Source organism: Mucilaginibacter sp., from assembly GCF_025359345.1.
GTDB lineage: Bacteria > Bacteroidota > Bacteroidia > Sphingobacteriales > Sphingobacteriaceae > Mucilaginibacter.
Genome location: NZ_JANYGQ010000017.1, coordinates 1 through 17,404 on the forward strand (window position 1 = coordinate 1; position 17,404 = coordinate 17,404).

A 17,404-nucleotide genomic window follows, 5' to 3' on the forward strand; every position below is an offset into this window, starting at 1 on the left:
ATTTATTGTAACTGTAGCTGTCGGATCCTGCGTTGTAGGGGTTGCAGTAATTGACGTAAAGGTATTGGCCACTGTTGCAGTGAAGTTCTTGTAGTCAGGTCCGCCCACCTGGGTTTGCATTATGCCGGGATAGTACTTAAGCGTGGTTAACACGTTATTTGTAGCAAGCGCCCGGTTAACTGTTATAGTGTAAGTTTTTGTAGTTGTACCGTCCTGGGCAGTTACCTGTATCGCTATCGTATTACTGCCTGCGATTAACGGCAGAGCTGCTGATTGGGTGCCGCTTGCTACAAATACCGGGGCGCCGCCGTTTACGCGCACCTCCAAATCACTCACGTTGGAGTCTGTTGTGGTTGGCGTTACCGTCATCGTGGTGGTAGCATTTGGCACACTTGCGGTGTAACCTGAAGTGGTATTAGTGTCAAATGTTGGGCTAAGCGGATCTACAGAAGTTGTAAGGCTGCTTAAGCTTGCATCTGATGAGAATACCGAGAATACGGTTGATGGCCCTGCAGCCGGGGCAAGATTGCCGGCCGCATCAGATGCAGTACCTGCGGCTATTGATATACCCAATGTACCCACACCTGTAATATTGGAAAGTGTTACGGTGCTGGTTGTGCCAGCATTTGACACAGCAACTGTTGCGGTGGAAGCGCCCGTGGTATTCAACGTAATATCACCAGTTCCAAGCGTGCTCGAATTGAAGTTTGCATCAGCATAAGTTACTGTATAGGTTACTGTACCTGCTGTTCCCGAACCGATACCAGCCTGCGACGGTGCGCCGATAGTGATGGTTGGAGCTGTGTTGTCGAACTCAATATCATCTCCGGCGCCGATGTCGTTATATAATGCTCCTGCATTGCCCAGATTGTCATTGAATTGGAGACTAAACGGTATGCGGCCCTCGGTATCGCCCGAAGTCATCGTGTAGGATGCAACCCAATCGTTACCGCTTGGGTTGGTGGCTGTCAGGCTGTGTCCGGCTATACTAACCGTAGGTGCCTGGATGGGCTCACTTGTTGTAAAGCTAAGCGAAACCACATCGCCCACTGCTGCTATCAGTTGATTACCGCTATGGTTTGAAGCAAATACCAGGGTATTGGCAGTCGGCGCTGTGTTATCAATAGTGTAAGTTTGCCCGGTGTTAAAACCGCCGGATATAGGGTTGCTGACAACATCTGTAATACCTGTACCACTACTGTTCAAATCAAGCCTGAGGGCGCCGTCGCCGGTAATGCTATTTACTGTTACCGTATAGGTTGCGCCGCTACCGCTTACAGCACTTACAGTACCACTCACAGACCCCGACACGTTAGTGGCCGTAAAATCATTTTTATCAACACCTGTTACAGCTTCGCTGAAGGTTACAGTATAGTCAACGCTTGTTGCATTGGTTGGATTAACACTTGCCGTAACTATCGAAGCTACAGTTGGCGCAGTATTATCTATCGTAAAGACATCGCCAGTGGTAAATCCTCCCGCTGCGTTGCCAACCGCGTCGGTTATACCGGTGCCGCTGCTTTTCAGATCGAGTCTGTATGTGCCATCGCCTGTTATATTTGTTATGGAAACATTGTAAACGGTAGTTGAAACCGGAGTAAGGCTAATTGTTCCCTGGCTTACACCACCTGTGGTAGTAGCCACAAAATCAGTAGCATCTACACCTGTTACCGGTTCGCTGAAGGTTACGGAATAATCTATTTGACTTCCATTTTGCGTGGTGCTGCCGTCCTGTTGCGTTATACTTAAAACCGTTGGTGCGGTGGTATCGATGGTATAGCTTTGGCCAGTGAAGCCCGCTGCTATAGCGTTGCCCGCCGCATCGCTTATACCGGTGCCGCTGCTCTTAAGGTCGAGACGTAACGTGCCGTTACCGGATACCGACGAAACAGTTACCGTGTAGCTGGTGCCTGAGCCGCTGAAGCCGGTAATAGAACCGCTTGCGCCAGTACCCACAAGGTTAAAGTCGCTTTGATCAACACCTGTTACCGATTCGCTGAAGGTTACTGTATAACCTACAGAAGTAGCATTGGTAGGGCTGGTATTTGCAAGCGCTATGGAACTAACTGTTGGTGCGGTATTATCAACGGCAAAAGTTGTTGATGGCCCGGCAGCCGGCGCGTTGTTACCGGCAAGGTCGTTGGCTGTATTGGCGGGAATAGATATGCCTAAATTGCCAGTACCGGTAATGCTCGAAAGTGTTACTGTGCGCGTTGACCCGGAGCCTGTTACGGATATGGATCCGGCAGATGCGTTACCACCGGTTGAGTTTACAGTTATATTGCCCGCGCCCAGTGTGCTTGCATTAAAATGGGCATCGCTATAAGTAACCGTATATGATACAGGGCCGCCCGTTGTAAGGCTTGCCGACGGGCTGCCGATGCTTATTGTAGGCGCAGTATTGTCAACTGTAAATGTTGTTGACGCAGATGATGCCGGAGCTGAGTTTCCTGCGGCGTCTGTTGCTGTTCCCGAGCCTATTGAAATGCCCAAAGTGCCGTCTCCGGTGATGCTTGAAAGCGTTACTGTACGTGTAGAGCCGGAACCAGTTACCGCTACAGAGCCTGCCGCTGCACTGCCGCCTGTATTTACTGTTATATTGCCTGTGGCAAGCGTACTTGAACTAAAATTGACATCGCTATACGTTACAGTGTAGCTTACGCCACCTGATTTTGTAATAGATGCCGATGGGCTGCCGATACTGATGGTTGGTGCGGTTTTATCAATGCTGTAGGTCTGACCCGTAAATGGCAAAGTTGTACTTATAGCCTGAGATAAGCTGCTTGCATTCGCAAGATTTAATGTAACATTACCATCTCCGCTGCCCGTAGTTACGGGTATCGTCCATGTAACACCACTGTCGCCGGTTGTGGGTGTACCTACAGCGGCCCCGCTAACACCAGACGTTGTTAGCGAAAAATTACTTGCCGTTACGCCTGTTACTGCAGCGCCGAAAGTTAGTGTATAGTTAACGGTGCTTCCATTTGACGGTGTAGAACCCGCACGGTTTAAAGAACTTACGGTTGTTGCAGTAGCGGTTGTAACGTTATCTATACCTATTCCGAATGCCGTTGAACTCGAGGAGGTTAGTCTTATTTCATCAATATTATCGAAGTTACTGGTTAACGTTACGGCCACCGGGCTTGTAGAGCTCAAAACCGATGTTGTTACACCCGTACCAACCTCACTGCCTGATTTGTAGGCATGCACCGTGATTGACTGAGACCCGCCGGCCGTTGCACCAACAGATGTAGGGGCAACGGAAATACCTGTTAATTTAAAAGTCCCGCCGGAGGTGCTAAAAAATCTCGCATACGAAAATACAGGCGCCGTCCCCGTCTTTTGCAACCTTAAAAAATTCTGGGGGGATACCGTTGACCGGATATCCAGTGCCCCTGTCCCTACAATTTCTGCGGAAAATCCGGCAGCTTCAGAGCAGTTACCACTTGTAAAAGCGTAAGTAACATCGCCGGTTGTAGTGTTCGCTAATGACGCAGAGGCCGAAAAACACGACCAGGTAATATTCGCGCCGTTTTGGGCCTGCACATGCTGGCTTAATAAAGTAAAAGCCGACACAATCCAGGCAATAAGTAAACATTTTTTCATAATATATTGATTTAAGTTCGGTTCCGAAATTCTGACTATATGGTATTGTAATATTAAATGTTTAGTAACGCTGACTAATGCCAACGCTTATTGTTTTAATTAATAGTTTGTAAACCTTTGCAAGGTTTCTAAACCATAAAAAGCAGCGTACCGTATTGGTACGCAGGTATTACTTATATAAAAAAAGTTAATGGTAACGTACTGTTGGTTAAAGCGAGCAACCTGAAATTTATCTTCATCTGCGATAGCGGTTCCCAGCGTAAAAGCACCTTTATTTTTTCCAGTAATAGCTGCATCAATTATTTTAAGTTCGGCGCCGCTAATGCCTTTAATAGCGCCTATGCTCCAGCTGTCACAGGCCTTCACCACGTTGGTTATTTCATTTACCCCCATCATTTCCCAATTGATCATTACCTCCGCCAACTGCGGCCTTTTAAAATACTTCGCCTTATTTTCGTCCTGCGGTTTTTTATACCGGCTCTTTGCTGTAAACCCGCTCCGGTATATGTGATACACCCTGCACCAGCAGTTTACCTAAAATATGATTCACATAGTTATAACTATGGTAGTCTTCATTTTAAAAAAATATTCTCAAACAACAGCTCCGGTATTTAACTTACCACACAGCTCGTGAATGGGCAAGTCAATATGCTTTATCCCCTTTTTTTAGACGTCAGAAAACCGGCGATGACCGCCTGAATTCCGGAAGTTTTCAAAAAGGTATATTATCAAGTGCCTTTTGAAACTCCGCTTAATTGTTCAACCTGTATTTTATGGGTATAGCTGGTTAAAAAAATGTCGGGTTCAAACAATTGCTGCCATTGATATAGTTCTTCTTTTTTTTGTTTTCTAAATGCACCGCGATCCTGTTCGCGGTGCAGAAACCCAACAAGCAGGCCGAATTATTTCCGGTACCTGCAAATTGCTTAAATAAAATAAACCCCCTGCTTTGTTATAGCTGATTAGATAAGAAAGCAGGGGGATGCATATTTTGAATTTGATCCAATACCAAGTTTCATTGGTATTTATAACTAAAATCTATTAAATTATATTCATTAAAATTAATTGCGTGAAGGGAAAATACCTTCCGTTGCAATAATAAAAGTTACTACAAGATATGGCTGCATGTTATCATGCGGGATACTGCCTCCAGCGGCTGCAACTGCGGTAGGCGCTAATGTTGTGTCAGGAGTTGTGGTGACGAAGTTGAAAGGATTTCCTCCGGAGTCGTTATCAACCGATGTTGCTAAAAATCCATTTGTAGGTGGCCCAACTGTTCCCTGTGCTGTGCTGGCATTTATCAGGTGGTTATGTATCGGCATATTGCTATTTAGCAAAGTTACATTTTCTTCACCGGCAGCCTCGCCTATTACTCTTGGCGTAAGTCCGGGCCCTGACCCCCAGTGCATCGGGGCGCGACCCCTGTAATCCGGCAAGCCAAATGTTTGCACCCCGTCGCCGCCATAGGTTGTGCCTAGAATTGCGAACAAGGCTGAGTTTTGGGCGATCGACATTAATTGCCCGTTGCAGAGTGCCCAGCCCCTTGGATTAAAGTTGCCGGCAAACATTTTAATTTCTCCAATGTAAGGTTCCATTTTTTTTTAACGTTTAGTGTTAGGTTTAAATTAAGGTTTATTTGATATGTTCAGGATTTGAATTTATTCAAAGGTTATAGCGCTATCGCCGCCGTAGGTTGTTCCAGGTATTGCAAATAATGCAACGTGTTACGCTATCGACATTAATTGCCGCTTGCAAAGTTCCAACCAGGCTATGCGAAATTTCCGCCGAAAATCATGATTTGTCCCAGGTAAGGTTTCATAAAAATTTAATGTAAGTTTTAAGATTTTAGGTTAATGGATATGGCTTAGGCTTTTAAAGTGATTAATATTTAATTATCATCCAAGTTTAAGTACTTTTTTCTGAAATTTCAAATAAATTGTAAAAAAACACGTTTACTTAATTATTTATTTTTTTAACCAGAATAAAAACAAAAAAAACGTTGCTTTTTTAACGCAAATTGCGTTCTTATAATTTTAAACGCACAAGTAAGGGTTTAACCATCCGCTTATACTTCCTTCATGTATATCTCTAAACTGTTCAGCATCAAATTTTAACCCCGTCCCCTGGCTTATTATAGTTTTAAATGTTTTATTTGTTGATGTTTTGATATTTATTATATCAATTACCGGGAGTGAGAATCCCGAGGCAGGGTAAAAATTGCGTTCGCCACGTGGACCCACTACCGATTCCGTGTGCAGTATTTCGGCAACTTTCGTAAAGTCGCGTTTCTGTAGTAGTGGCATAACTTCCCGAAGTGCGAGGCCTGCTTCGTATCCGAGCAATCCAAATATGTTTGCCATCTGGCCTCCCGCACGTTCAAACTTCTTTACAAATTCAACGTTACGAGGGGTTTCGTCGCCCCGGTTCCAGGTTGCTGCGGATATCAGTTCGAGGTCGAGGTTGGCAACGTCCTCAAGTACGTCGTCGTAAGCCATGTTTTCAACTACTATCAGCGGGATTTTTTTATGAAAGCCGGATGCTTTCCATGCCTGTAAAAACTCATTGCCAATAGCCCCGGCGAAAATTGCATGAACAAACGGCGGCTGATTTTTCTTAATTTCTTCAAAAAAGCCACCCAATTCCAATCGTTGCGGATTAGCCCTGTCATGCGGAATAACGTGCACAGCCAACGGCCCTCTACCCGCATCAATAACGCCGTTAAGAAAAGTACTGTCCAGGTTATAACCTGCTTCGTAAACCGTCATTACCATCATGCCGCCCTGGCCGTATTCTTTGGCAGCCCAGTAGCCTAATGCGTATTGCGTTTGCCAAATCTGCTGCGACGCAAAAAACACCCTGGGGCTCAGGTAATTAAACCAGGGGATATGCTCACCCATGTCAAAAAAAAGCCCGAGCCTGTTATGACGCTCAATAGCGGGTATGATTTCAGGTAACGACTTGTAGCTAATAAAACCCGAAATAACGTCGGCCTGCTCAAAAAAAATCAACCTGTTGACTGCTTCAAGTGTGCTTGCCGGGTCGCCCATTTTGGTGTATACCGGTATAAACTGTATTTCGTTATGCTTTGGCTTACCCTTGTAAATGCCCAGCAATATGCCTGCCATTAAGTGATGATTGTAATAAGGATACACGCCTGAATAGGGTGCCAGCATTCCAACTTTTAAAGGTCCTGTCATTTAAGTAGTAAATCGTAAATGTTCACTAAAATAGCAATTGCACGCCTGAAGCGAAAATAAAGTATATGCGTTATGACTTTCACTATAGTTAAACAATCCTTGTTAGGCGATGATATGCGGACATTACAATCAGTATTATAATGCGGTAAGTAATATTGCTGATTGCATAGTTACCAAATAATTTTAATAATAATTCACTCTTTTCCACCCTTGTGAATCTTATTGTTCCCGAAGCTGTTGTTAAACTTTTTATATCTGCCTGTAATTAGACTACCACATAAAAGAGCAATAAGCCTGGTAAACGTTTGAATGCCAGGAACTATTATTATGTTAACGCACTTACTATTATCTGCGATTTTTTTTGAAGGACTGGTGCTTGTAAAATCACCGCACGTTTAATACTTTTGGTAATGGAGCTGCCGGTAATCGATATCATAGTTGAATTTGTTACGTCTATTGGATTGGAAGTAGTTAAACGGCCAGTAAACCAGGATACTTTTTTACCGGGACTATTACTGGAAGGCGGAAAAATCATCATCGATACCGACAAATTGCAATATCCCGGCGACATTCTTCACGAAGCCGGGCACCTGGCGGCTTGCGATGCAGATACCCGTAACACGATAGGTTCCCCTCTGCCTGAATATATGGACGGCGGCTTCGAAATGCTGGCGTTGGCATGGTCGTACGCTGCGTGCTTACATATAGGCCTGCCTGCATCAGTTGTCTTTCATAATGGCGGGTATAAAGGGGAGGGGGAGCATCTTTTGCAAACCTTTGCCAATGGGTCATATATCGGTTTGCCAATGTTACAATACCGTGGCTTAGCATACGACAAAAAAATGTCAGCCGAAATGGGCGTCTTGCCGTACCCCAATATGGTACGCTGGTTACACTAAACTTATATCACATGGTGCGGTACGCAAAATTGCAATTGGCGTTTGATTTTAAAGCAACCCAGGCCGAACTAACCTCGGCCCGGAATGAATGGCAGCCACATCTTAATACTTATCATTACTCAGGCTCGTGGAAAGTTCTCTCCCTGCGCTCACCGGGTGGCAGCCATAAAAACATTATACCTGACTTGATCGGCCAAAGCGACTTTTTGGACACCGCGTATATGGGGCATTTTGCCTCGGTAAAAAAACTTATGGCAAGTCTGCACTGCCCCATAATGGCGGTGCGTTTTTTGAATTTACAAGCTGGCGCTATAATAAAAGAACATACCGATGCGGAACTCGCCCTGGAAAAAGGCGAAGCGCGGCTGCATTTTCCAGTGTTTACCAACCCGCAAATTGAGTTTTATTGCGAAAAAGACCGGATATTTTTAAACGAAGGCGAATGCTGGTACCTTAATGCCAACCTTCCGCATAATGTATCAAATAATGGAGATACCGACAGGGTACACCTTGTGATTGATTGCAAAGTGAATGACTGGTTAAAAGCGATTATTGAATCATCGGGCGAAATAGCATATAAAAAAGAAGATGTTGACGAGAACATGATAAAGCTGATTGAGGAATTAAGGTATCAAAACACCGAAACTTCCAATAAATTAGCTGCGGAACTTGAGGAAAAAGTGAAAACTATACGCGCAGGCAACCCGGCTGTTTAATACCCGCTACCTATGGATGACGTTAAAATTGAAGGCTGGATACCGTATAAGCTTACAGCTATTGAAGGCGAGCCGATATGCCACTGGTTAAACACCTTCGACTTAGCTTTTGCCGAACCTTTTTTTGACAGCACAATTGCAAAGTGCAGGGCTTTGGATGCAAATCGTAATAAATTCTGTTCTGTGAGCAGCCTCGATGCTATGGCGAAACGGGCCGGGGAGGTAGCTGAAGTTTCACCTGCGGCTTTTATCTTTCATATCTCGCGTTGTGGTTCAACGCTGGTATCACAACTACTGGCATCATCTCCAAAAAATGTATCACTCGCGGAGGTGCCTTTTTTCGACGACATCCTTCGCTTGCCTTTTAAATACAAAGGATTTAACGAGGCGGAAATAAACGGATTGTTAAAAGCAGCCATTAAATATTATTCGTACAAAATTACGGCAGATGGAAAACCAGGTGAACAAAAAGCCGAACGTTTATTTATAAAAGCCGACAGCTGGCATATAATTTTTTATGAACAATTACGGCACCTCTTTCCGGCAGTGCCATTTGTTTTAATGTACCGCAGCCCGGATGAGGTTTTTAGATCACATCGTAAGCAGGCCGGCATGCAAGCCGTACCCGGATTGATTGAGCCGGAATTATTTGGGTTTAACCAGGACGTGGTCAACCAGGATGCCCAGGTTTACCTGGCTAGTGTATTGGCAATTTATCTAAACAAATATTTGGAAATAGCAGCAAATGATGCTAACTGCCTGCTGCTTAATTATAGCGATGGGCCGATGCAAATGATAGGTAAAATTGCAGCGTTTGCCAACATAACTTTCACTGAGGACGAACTTTTAAATATGGATGACCGAAGCCAATATCATTCAAAAAAACCGGGCGAGCGCTTTAGCGAAGCTGGTGTAACGGGGTTTCCGGCATGCCTTACCAATGCAATGGAGTTATATCAAATCCTCGAAAAAAAAAGATTGGGAACGCCGTAATTCCAAATTGAATTACTTTACTTATTTTGCCCTGAATTGTATACCCCAAAAAACTAAATCTTATTTAAGTGAAAATAATATTGCTGACAAGCGGCCTTTTTTCTATACCCTGCATGCATTATTTGGCCGGGCAAAAAATGCTGCATAGCGTTGTCTCGCCAGGCGCGCCAAATAAAAATACTGTGCCTATTGAACTTAACGCCGGGCATTTAAATATCCCGTTTAAGCGTTTTTTAAAACATGAATTGTTGTCTGAGCTTAAAAACTGGTTAACCGATGCCCAGCCCGATTTGGTTTTGGTGTTTGGCTGCGGTTATAAAATTCCTGCCGAATTATTTGCTATCCCGAAATTTGGCTTTCACAACGTGCACTTTAGTTTATTACCGGCTTATCGCGGTAAATCGCCGGTTTTTTGGCAAATAAGAAACGGCGAAACTGTCGGCGGGATAACTATCCATCAAATGACGGAAAGCTTCGATAGCGGCGCAATGCTAATGCAACATCAAATTGTGATTTCACCAGGCGACACCCTGGGCTTGTATACAGGCCGTTTAGCTATCGAGAGTGTACAGGTCATCAGCAAAGCGGTTGAAAAATTATTGAACACAGGTAACGATCTGCTGTACCCTCAAAACGAGGATAGCGCGAGTTATTTCCCGGGGGTTGGTATCGACGACCTTAAAATTAACTGGGAAACTCAATCTGCAAAGCAAATTGAAAGCCTTGTTAACGCCGCCAACGCTGATTACGGCGGTGCAATTTCCGCGTTCAGGGGGCAGCCGCTCAGAATAATTGAAGTAATGCAAATACAGGTTACCAATCCGGCTGACTTTGCGCCGGGCTCCATTATACACGCCGATGCCAACTATGGCATACTGGTGGCATGTAAAAACACTGAATTTTTAAGAATTAACATAGTGCAAACCGCCGAGGGTATATTTTCGGGTATTAAACTTGCCGGCCTTGGTATAAGGCCGGGCGACCGTTTCGAAAGTGCTGCCGGTTTATCGGGCGTGCAAATTACTGTTTAATACAATGTTTGAAATTCAACGTTTATGATAGATACACTACTAATCCCATCGGAAGAAACCGGAGACCTGCGGGTTATGCACATGAAAAGGTATTGGTGCAAGTGCATGCTAAAACGCAGGGGAGCGCTTACACCGGATGCTTTTGGCGAAGAATTTCAATTGGATAAAACCATGCTTTCAATACTTGGCCTGGGACTGGAGCAAACCGTAAAATATCTTTACTTAACAGCCCCGTCGTTCGAAGAGTTCGAGCAATGGGTATTAGAGACAAACGGCAGCCCCTTGCCGGAAAATATCACACGTTTTAATAACTCCATCTTAAACCCCGATTATATCAGCAAGCAGTCGGTACCAAAAGTTTTAGATGATGAACAACTTGAGTTTTGGGACAAAAATGGTTATATCATATTGCGGAATGCAGTACCGAAGGCCGACTGTGAGAAAACTATCAGTGTTATTTGCGATTTTATCGAAATTGACCGCAACGACCCGGACACGTGGTATACTCCGCACCCCGCAAGGCAAGGTATAATGGTACAGCTTTTTCAACACCCTATCCTTGACAAAAATCGCAATTCGGCAATAATCAGGGCAGCCTATGAGCAACTGTGGAACCGTACCGACATATGGGTTAATGCCGACCGGGTTGGTTTTAATCCCCCCGAGACGGGACGGTGGAAATTCCCCGGTCCGAGGTTGCATTGGGATACTAAACTGAAATTGCCCATCCCATTCAACTTGCAGGGAATACTTTACCTTACCGATACGGCCGAAAACCAGGGCGCATTTAGCCTGGTGCCCGGCTTTCAGCATCGCATTGACAGCTGGCTGACCAGCTTGAACGGTAAAAATCCTTATGGTGAAGATTTGCATGCATTAGGCTGCATCCCTATTGCAGCAAACGCCGGCGATTTTATAATATGGCAGCAGGCATTACCTCACGGCAGCAGTGTCAACACATCGGATAAGCCAAGATTTGTGCAATATTTTACTTATGCACCTACCGATGCTGAAGGCTAATTTCCTGTTAATGAATGCTGTTTAATTAAGAACATAACGACTTTGATATGTTAGCGGATGTGTGATTTTTACCAGGGGGTTACCAGGACCTCCCTGATGCCGCCGGGGTTTACCTTTGCGCCGGGGCCGGTAAGATGGACAATATACCAGGCGAATATTTGTGACACTGCTAATTTCGGCATTAAAGATGATAGAAGTGCTGACACTGTTTTGTCAGCACTTTTTGCATTTTTGGTGATGGTTTTTAATCATAAAACCGCAATAGTGATCCGGAAAGGCACTTTTTACCAAAATCTATCGACTAGATGCTGTTTCACCCTGTTCATTGTGTTTCACTGTGAACAGCAACGTTTTCTGAAGCTATTATAATAACCAATCGTATAACTCCTGCCGTTAACCGGCGGAGACGATTACCACATGAGGGCTTCGCCGTTCGGGTAGGGGCCTATGCATACGGCACTGATTTATCATTTACGGACCGCGTTATAAAATCACAAAGCATATCCCCGGATTGACCGCTTGTTTGTTCGTGTGTATTAATTATTAAATCGCATGTTGAGGGTAAATCGTAATCATCATTAACCCCGGTCAGGTTATTCAATTTCTCGGGATGATTTTCAGGAAGTAGCGCCCGCTTGTAAAGGCCTTTGGTATCGCGTTCAACTAAAACATCGATTGAACAATTTATCCAGACAGTTTTAACCCCGTATTTTTCTTTTAATTCATGCCGTATTTCCTCAAAGGGATTAATAGCCGCAATAATCACAACATCGCGACTACCCGTTAAAACAAATGCAGCCTGCCCTAAACGGCGAATATTTTCGCAGCGGTCGGCTTTTGAAAAGCCTAAATCGGCACAAAGCGTTTTGCGATAGGCGTCGCCGTCAATTATTTCAACCGAAAGATCTTCTTTACCCAGCTTTTGCTTTACATATTGTGATAGTGTTGTTTTGCCTGCACCAGATAAACCGGTAAGCTGAATAATTAGCATTGTCAAAAATAGTGATATATAGGATAGGGAGGTTAGAGATGGGTTGAATGGAGATTAGGAAAAACACATCCCCTAATCTCCATTCACCCCCTAATACTTCAGCACGATAAACCCTGTTTTATGCTTCGTCTCATTTCCATCTTTATATTCTAAAGTGTAGAAATAAGTACCCGGCAGTTGCAGTTTACCGTTGGTGCTGGAATGCCCGTTGAAAGCTTTTGTGACATTGTCATAGCCCTTTGCTTCGTATACAAGAGCACCGCTGCGGCTTATTATCTGTAGTTTATTATCAGGATGAGCTGCAATACCTTCTATAACCAGTACATCACTTTTACCATCTCCATTTGGCGATACGTTTTGGTGCACCGCTATGGGGCTGCTTGTTATTGGCTCGGCGCTTTCGTTGTATTGCATTACAAAGCCGGGCGCTGCACGGGTCACAGTTATTGAATATGTTTTTTGGGTTACGCCATCCTGTGCTGTTACTACGGTATTAACAATATTGTCGCCAACAGCTAAAGATATGGAGCCGGATGCCGCCCCACTGGCTACTGTAACCCCATTTACTTTTATTGTTGCAGTTGGGTCCTGCGCAGTCGGTATAATTTTAATGCTGGTTTGGCTATTGGGTACCGAGGTGGTGTAATCTCTGTAGTCAGGGCCACTTACTACCGTTAATGGTGAAACGGGGCTGAGTTTTAAAGTGGTGAGCAGCGCATTAGTCGAAGGCAAGCGGGTAGCCGTTAATACATATGTTTTTTGGGTTACACCGTCAGGAGCTGTAACAACGGTATTTATAACATTAGTTCCAACATTTAAATTGAGATACCCGGAAGCGGAACCCGATATCACTGCCACACCATTTACAGTTATAGTTGCGCTTGGGTCGCTGGCGGTGGGGGTCACTGTAATTTGCGTGGTAGTATTTGGAACTGACGTTGTATAATTTGTTGTGCCCGCTGCAAATGCGGGTGTCAATGTACCGGTGCTAATGCTGAAATTTGACAGATTTGCATTTGTCAAACTCAAACGGGTCACTGTTATTGAATAAGTGTTTTTGGTTATGCCGTCCTGTGCTGTTACTACAGTATTAACTACATTGGTGCCAACAGCCAAAGGTATGGCAGCCGAGGCCGCCCCGCTGGCTACTGTAACTCCATTTACTTTTATTGTTGCAGTTGGGTCCTGTGCAGTCGGTATAATTTTAAGGCTGGTCTGGTTATTGGGTACTGTGGTGGTGTAATCTTTATAGTCGGGCCCGTTTACTAAGGTTAGTGGTGAAACAGGGCTTAGCTTTAAAGTTGTGAGAAACGCATTAGTCGACGGCAAGCGGGTTACCGTTAACTTATACGTTTTTTGTGTTACACCGTCGGGAGCTGTAACAACAGTATTTATAACATTGGCGCCTGCGGTTAAATTGAGATATCCTGATGCAGACCCCGATAGCACCGCTACACCATTTACGGTTATAGTTGCGCCCGCATCGCTTGCAGTGGGTGTTACTGTCATTTGCGTGGTAGCATTTGGAACAGTTGTCGTATAGTTGGTTGTTCCCGCTGTAAAGATAGGAGCAAGGGTGCCGGTGCTGATGGTGAAATTTGATAGGTACGCGTTGGTCAAACTTGTGCGGATCACAGTTATAGAATAGGTTTTTTGAGTTATTCCATCCTGTGCTGTTACTACGGTATTAATTACATTGAGGCCAACAGCCAGCGGTATCGAGCCCGAGGCAGCCCCGCTGGCCACCGTAGCCCCATTTACTTTTATTGTTGCAGTTGGATCCTGCGCAGTCGGTATAATTTTAAGGCTGGCCTGGCTATTTGGTACTGTGGTGGTGTAATCTCTGTAGTTAGGCCCGCTTACTACCGTTAATGGTGAAACGGGGCTGAGTTTTAAAGTGGTGAGCAGCGCATTGGTTGATGGAGCCAAATGGTCCAAGGACCCACCGGTCACTCCGTCATCGCCGTCGATAGCATAAACATTTGTACTGCTTATTACTGCAATGCCATATGGATAGTATATGCCATTGGTATGCAATGGGCTAAACAGGGCAAATGGCGTTCCGGTGCCGCCTGTATACTTTAGTAGTTTATAACCGCTGCTGGTAGCCCCGGTATTTTCTGAAGTATATAAGTTGCCGGCGGCATCTAATGCCAGGGCAGTTGCATACTGGCCTGTTGACACCGTAACAGCGGTAGCGTAACTGGACGAAGCCGTTAATTTATAAATATGCCCGCCATCGGTAGGCAAAACAGGATCTTGGGCAAACGCATCGGTTACAAATATATCGCCGTTAGCCGCAACAGCAAGGCCGGTTGGGTACGAATAGCCTGCAGCCTGCTTAAGATTACCATATAATTTAACGCCAGGTGTGCCGTCTGCGCTGTTTGCAGCATATTTGTAAACAGCGTAGTGGGTCGCTCCGTCGTACTGCGTTGCATATAAATTATTGCTCGCGTCAACAGCCAATGCAGTATAATAGGCGCCGCTTTGAAAGGTTGAAGGTGTATACGTGCCACCTGAAAGTTTAAGTTTGATTATTTTGCCTGATGATGAAGCAAAATCGGTTGAGACATATACATCGCCACTGCTTGTTACTGCCAGTCCCCATGGAAGATCGCCCCCCGGGCCGGTATCGTCACCCTCGTGCAGGCCCGTATAAATAATCGTAGGCGTTGTGCCGGTATATTTTACTACCTCGCCACTTGTACCACCACTGCCGGCAGTAACCCGTATTACATATACATTATTACTGGCATCTTTTGCCAAAGCGCTATAAAGGCCTCCGGTTTCAACAGCTGTGTTACTAAAAGTAACCTGCGCATCGGCAGGTAATACTACGGCGAAAAAAGTTATTACTGCAAAAGCGTAAAAAACTCTGGTCAATATTTTGTTCATATTTATAGGCTTAGATACATAAATGTGTTTTTTAAACCGTTTATGCATTCTCTTGATTTAAGAAAATCGGACAGTGCAAACTATTGTATCGGTTTGAATTGTTATTTTTCATACTCATTTATAATCACGTTTTTATCCGTTTTGATAAAGCTTCCAGGCACTAACACCGTTTGTAGTTAGTTCCTGCTCGGGAAAATGCCATTCAGGGCTATCAACCAGGTAACGGTTAGCGTTGGTGAAAGCGTTGAAAAAGGCTGCCCCCCGCCGGTCATTCCTATCGACGGCGACATAAGGGCGGTGTTAACAGCTGATGTAGTGTACGTTTTGGCCAATGTTGCATTCGGCCCTGCGCCCGAGGCGGGCCCTTTGGCAAAAGCGGTATTATTTGCCGGCACGCCGGTAGTGCCTGCTGTGTTGCTTACCATTAGTCCGTGGTTGTGCGCCGGCATATTACTGGTTACAAGTGTAACAGATTCGGCGCCGGATACCTGGCCTAAATTATAATTTGACAAACCCGGCCCCTGACCAACGCCAATTGGCGCACGACCACGTAAATCGGGCAAGGCAAAAGTCGTTTGGCCATTTCCGCCGTAAGTGGTACCCAGTATAGAAAACAAGGCCGTGTTTTGCGAAATTGGTAATAGCTGGCCCTGGCAAATCGCATACCCGTTGATTGCAAAGTTACCGCCAAACGGATACATCATGCCGAGAAAAGGATCCATAGGTAAAAGGGTTTAAGGTTTTAATAATTAATAATTTTTAATCAATTATAAGATATTATTTTCAATAATTGCCAGTAAATCTAAGATTATTTTTTTGTTAATTTACTTGTCTTCAATGTATTGAGTTGAATAATTTTCCGAAAAAATTATTTTTCGTCAATTAATATATATATTTATATCACCAAACTTATTGTATGAAAAACCCACGCAGATTATTCTTAAACCAAATAGGAGGAATTGCCGGAATAGCAGCTTTAAATAAACCGCTTGCGTCAATTGCATCGGTAAGCAAACATATCAATCTATTCGGCAGATCAGGCCGTCACTATCTATAATACGAATGATTTGCATGGAAATATTGACGCCGGACACAATAACCCGGGCGGAATTAATTCCATAAAAACGCTGCTGGAAAACCAGGATATTTCGGGCGTATTAGTTGATGCGGGCGACTTTTTAAACAGCGCTCACAGCTCAAGCCAGCACAAAGAGATGATACGCAATATGAACAGTATGGGTTATTGCGCAGCCACACCCGGCAATCATGAGTTAGCCCTGGGGCAAGCCAATCTGGCTTCGCTGATACCATTGATGAAATTTGCCGTTGTAAATTGCAACTACCGGTTTGACGCGACCCTTAGCAAGCTTATAAAACCATATATTATTATTAATACAGGCAGATTTAAAGTGGGTATAACCGGCGTTGGGCAACCCGTTGACGGCGTTATTTATAATGATGCCATTGAATGCGCCAACAAAACTGCACTATTATTAAAAACAGAGCAAAATTGCGACCTGGTTATTTGCCTTTCGCACCTTGGATATAAAAACGATGGCGACAAACCCGATAATAAAAAACTTGCTCAACAATCTGAAGGTATCGATTTAATAGTTGGCGGCCATAATCGCAAAGTGTTAGCCGCACCTTTAGTAATACTAAATAAGCAAAAAAAAGAAGTTTTGTTAAGCCAGGCCGGCTGGGACGGCCTTATGATGGGTAAAACCGTATTCCATTTTGAAGCTAAACAAAAGAGCCATATCAAGGCCAAACACTTTTTATCCGGACACTCATCAAACGAAACATTCGCCGCATCGGTAAGTGCGCTGCGTTTGAAGGAAAAAGCCGCTTAAGAGCCCTACACCGGTGGCCAGGAGCTTAGCGATTAAAAAAACTAAAAAGCCTTGCGAAGTCTTTAAGCTTTGCAAGGCTTTTTTAGTGCTGGGTCAATGGCTGTTTAAGCCGGCAAGCGTTCCATTTTTGCACGCGGAACACCTAGAACGCTATGAAACATGCTCATTATCAAACACTTAATATTAAGCAAATTATCTTT

Annotated in this window: 13 protein-coding genes; 6 read left to right on the plus strand and 7 right to left on the minus strand. The window is 44.4% G+C overall.

Annotation, left to right across the window (positions count from 1 at the left end; all coding sequences use genetic code 11):
* From Q0R52_RS09250 to Q0R52_RS09265, 4 genes are all read right to left on the minus strand, one after another.
* The coding region (locus Q0R52_RS09250) for a cadherin-like beta sandwich domain-containing protein (RefSeq protein ID WP_295794192.1) at nt 1-3,606 on the minus strand (3,606 nt) is incomplete at its 3' end.
* Nucleotides 3,607-3,705: 99 nt separating this feature from the next.
* Nucleotides 3,706-4,122: a hypothetical protein gene (locus tag Q0R52_RS09255; protein WP_295794193.1), complete on the minus strand. Its 417-nt coding sequence runs from the start codon at nt 4,120-4,122 to the stop codon at nt 3,706-3,708.
* Nucleotides 4,123-4,667: 545 nt separating this feature from the next.
* The gene (locus Q0R52_RS09260) at nt 4,668-5,201 is read right to left on the minus strand and encodes a tail fiber protein (protein ID WP_295794195.1); all 534 of its coding nucleotides are present in this window, start codon (nt 5,199-5,201) and stop codon (nt 4,668-4,670) included.
* A gap of 438 nt (nt 5,202-5,639) precedes the next feature.
* Nucleotides 5,640-6,803: an ABC transporter substrate-binding protein gene (locus tag Q0R52_RS09265; RefSeq protein WP_295794197.1), complete on the minus strand. Its 1,164-nt coding sequence runs from the start codon at nt 6,801-6,803 to the stop codon at nt 5,640-5,642.
* A gap of 410 nt (nt 6,804-7,213) precedes the next feature.
* Between Q0R52_RS09265 and Q0R52_RS09270 the strand changes: the two genes are divergently transcribed.
* The 5 genes from Q0R52_RS09270 (at nt 7,214) to Q0R52_RS09290 (ending at nt 11,462) form a co-directional block, all read left to right on the plus strand.
* A complete protein-coding gene (locus Q0R52_RS09270; protein ID WP_295794199.1) occupies nt 7,214-7,702 on the plus strand; it encodes a hypothetical protein in 489 nt (162 codons plus the stop codon).
* A gap of 11 nt (nt 7,703-7,713) precedes the next feature.
* On the plus strand, nt 7,714-8,418 hold the full coding sequence (locus Q0R52_RS09275) for an aspartyl/asparaginyl beta-hydroxylase domain-containing protein (RefSeq protein WP_295794201.1): 705 nt from the start codon (nt 7,714-7,716) through the stop codon (nt 8,416-8,418).
* 12 nt (nt 8,419-8,430) lie between these two features.
* Entirely contained in the window at nt 8,431-9,411 is a 981-nt protein-coding gene (locus Q0R52_RS09280) for a sulfotransferase (RefSeq protein WP_295794202.1), read from the plus strand.
* 68 nt (nt 9,412-9,479) lie between these two features.
* A complete protein-coding gene (locus tag Q0R52_RS09285) occupies nt 9,480-10,442 on the plus strand; it encodes a formyltransferase family protein (RefSeq protein ID WP_295794203.1) in 963 nt (320 codons plus the stop codon).
* 24 nt (nt 10,443-10,466) lie between these two features.
* The gene (locus tag Q0R52_RS09290) at nt 10,467-11,462 is read left to right on the plus strand and encodes a phytanoyl-CoA dioxygenase family protein (protein WP_295794205.1); all 996 of its coding nucleotides are present in this window, start codon (nt 10,467-10,469) and stop codon (nt 11,460-11,462) included.
* A gap of 445 nt (nt 11,463-11,907) precedes the next feature.
* Here Q0R52_RS09290 and cysC read toward each other — a convergent pair whose 3' ends face one another.
* The 3 genes from cysC to Q0R52_RS09305 all read right to left on the minus strand — a co-directional run bounded on the left by cysC (nt 11,908) and on the right by Q0R52_RS09305 (nt 16,073).
* A complete protein-coding gene (gene cysC / locus Q0R52_RS09295) occupies nt 11,908-12,453 on the minus strand; it encodes an adenylyl-sulfate kinase (protein ID WP_295794207.1) in 546 nt (181 codons plus the stop codon).
* 90 nt (nt 12,454-12,543) lie between these two features.
* Nucleotides 12,544-15,351 (minus strand): cadherin-like beta sandwich domain-containing protein, encoded by a 2,808-nt coding sequence (locus Q0R52_RS09300; protein WP_295794209.1) that lies wholly within the window; start codon nt 15,349-15,351, stop codon nt 12,544-12,546.
* Between the two features lie 176 nt (nt 15,352-15,527).
* Nucleotides 15,528-16,073, minus strand: coding sequence for a tail fiber protein (locus Q0R52_RS09305; protein WP_295794211.1), 546 nt, complete (start codon nt 16,071-16,073; stop codon nt 15,528-15,530).
* A 327-nt stretch (nt 16,074-16,400) separates the two neighbouring features.
* Here Q0R52_RS09305 and Q0R52_RS09310 point away from each other — a divergent pair, with 327 nt between their 5' ends.
* A complete protein-coding gene (locus Q0R52_RS09310) occupies nt 16,401-17,204 on the plus strand; it encodes a metallophosphoesterase (RefSeq protein ID WP_295794611.1) in 804 nt (267 codons plus the stop codon).
* Nucleotides 17,205-17,404: the final 200 nt, after the last annotated feature.

Excerpts from the sequence above, each read along its gene's own strand:
- Q0R52_RS09260 (WP_295794195.1), bottom strand. The coding sequence starts at position 5,201 with ATGGAACCTTACATTGGAGAAATTAAAATGTTTGCCGGCAACTTTAAT.
- Q0R52_RS09265 (WP_295794197.1), bottom strand. The coding sequence starts at position 6,803 with ATGACAGGACCTTTAAAAGTTGGAATGCTGGCACCCTATTCAGGCGTG.
- Q0R52_RS09270 (WP_295794199.1), top strand. The coding sequence starts at position 7,214 with ATGGAGCTGCCGGTAATCGATATCATAGTTGAATTTGTTACGTCTATT.
- Q0R52_RS09275 (WP_295794201.1), top strand. The coding sequence starts at position 7,714 with ATGGTGCGGTACGCAAAATTGCAATTGGCGTTTGATTTTAAAGCAACC.
- Q0R52_RS09280 (WP_295794202.1), top strand. The coding sequence starts at position 8,431 with ATGGATGACGTTAAAATTGAAGGCTGGATACCGTATAAGCTTACAGCT.
- Q0R52_RS09290 (WP_295794205.1), top strand. The coding sequence starts at position 10,467 with ATGATAGATACACTACTAATCCCATCGGAAGAAACCGGAGACCTGCGG.
- cysC (WP_295794207.1), bottom strand. The coding sequence starts at position 12,453 with ATGCTAATTATTCAGCTTACCGGTTTATCTGGTGCAGGCAAAACAACA.
- Q0R52_RS09300 (WP_295794209.1), bottom strand. The coding sequence starts at position 15,351 with ATGAACAAAATATTGACCAGAGTTTTTTACGCTTTTGCAGTAATAACT.
- Q0R52_RS09305 (WP_295794211.1), bottom strand. The coding sequence starts at position 16,073 with ATGGATCCTTTTCTCGGCATGATGTATCCGTTTGGCGGTAACTTTGCA.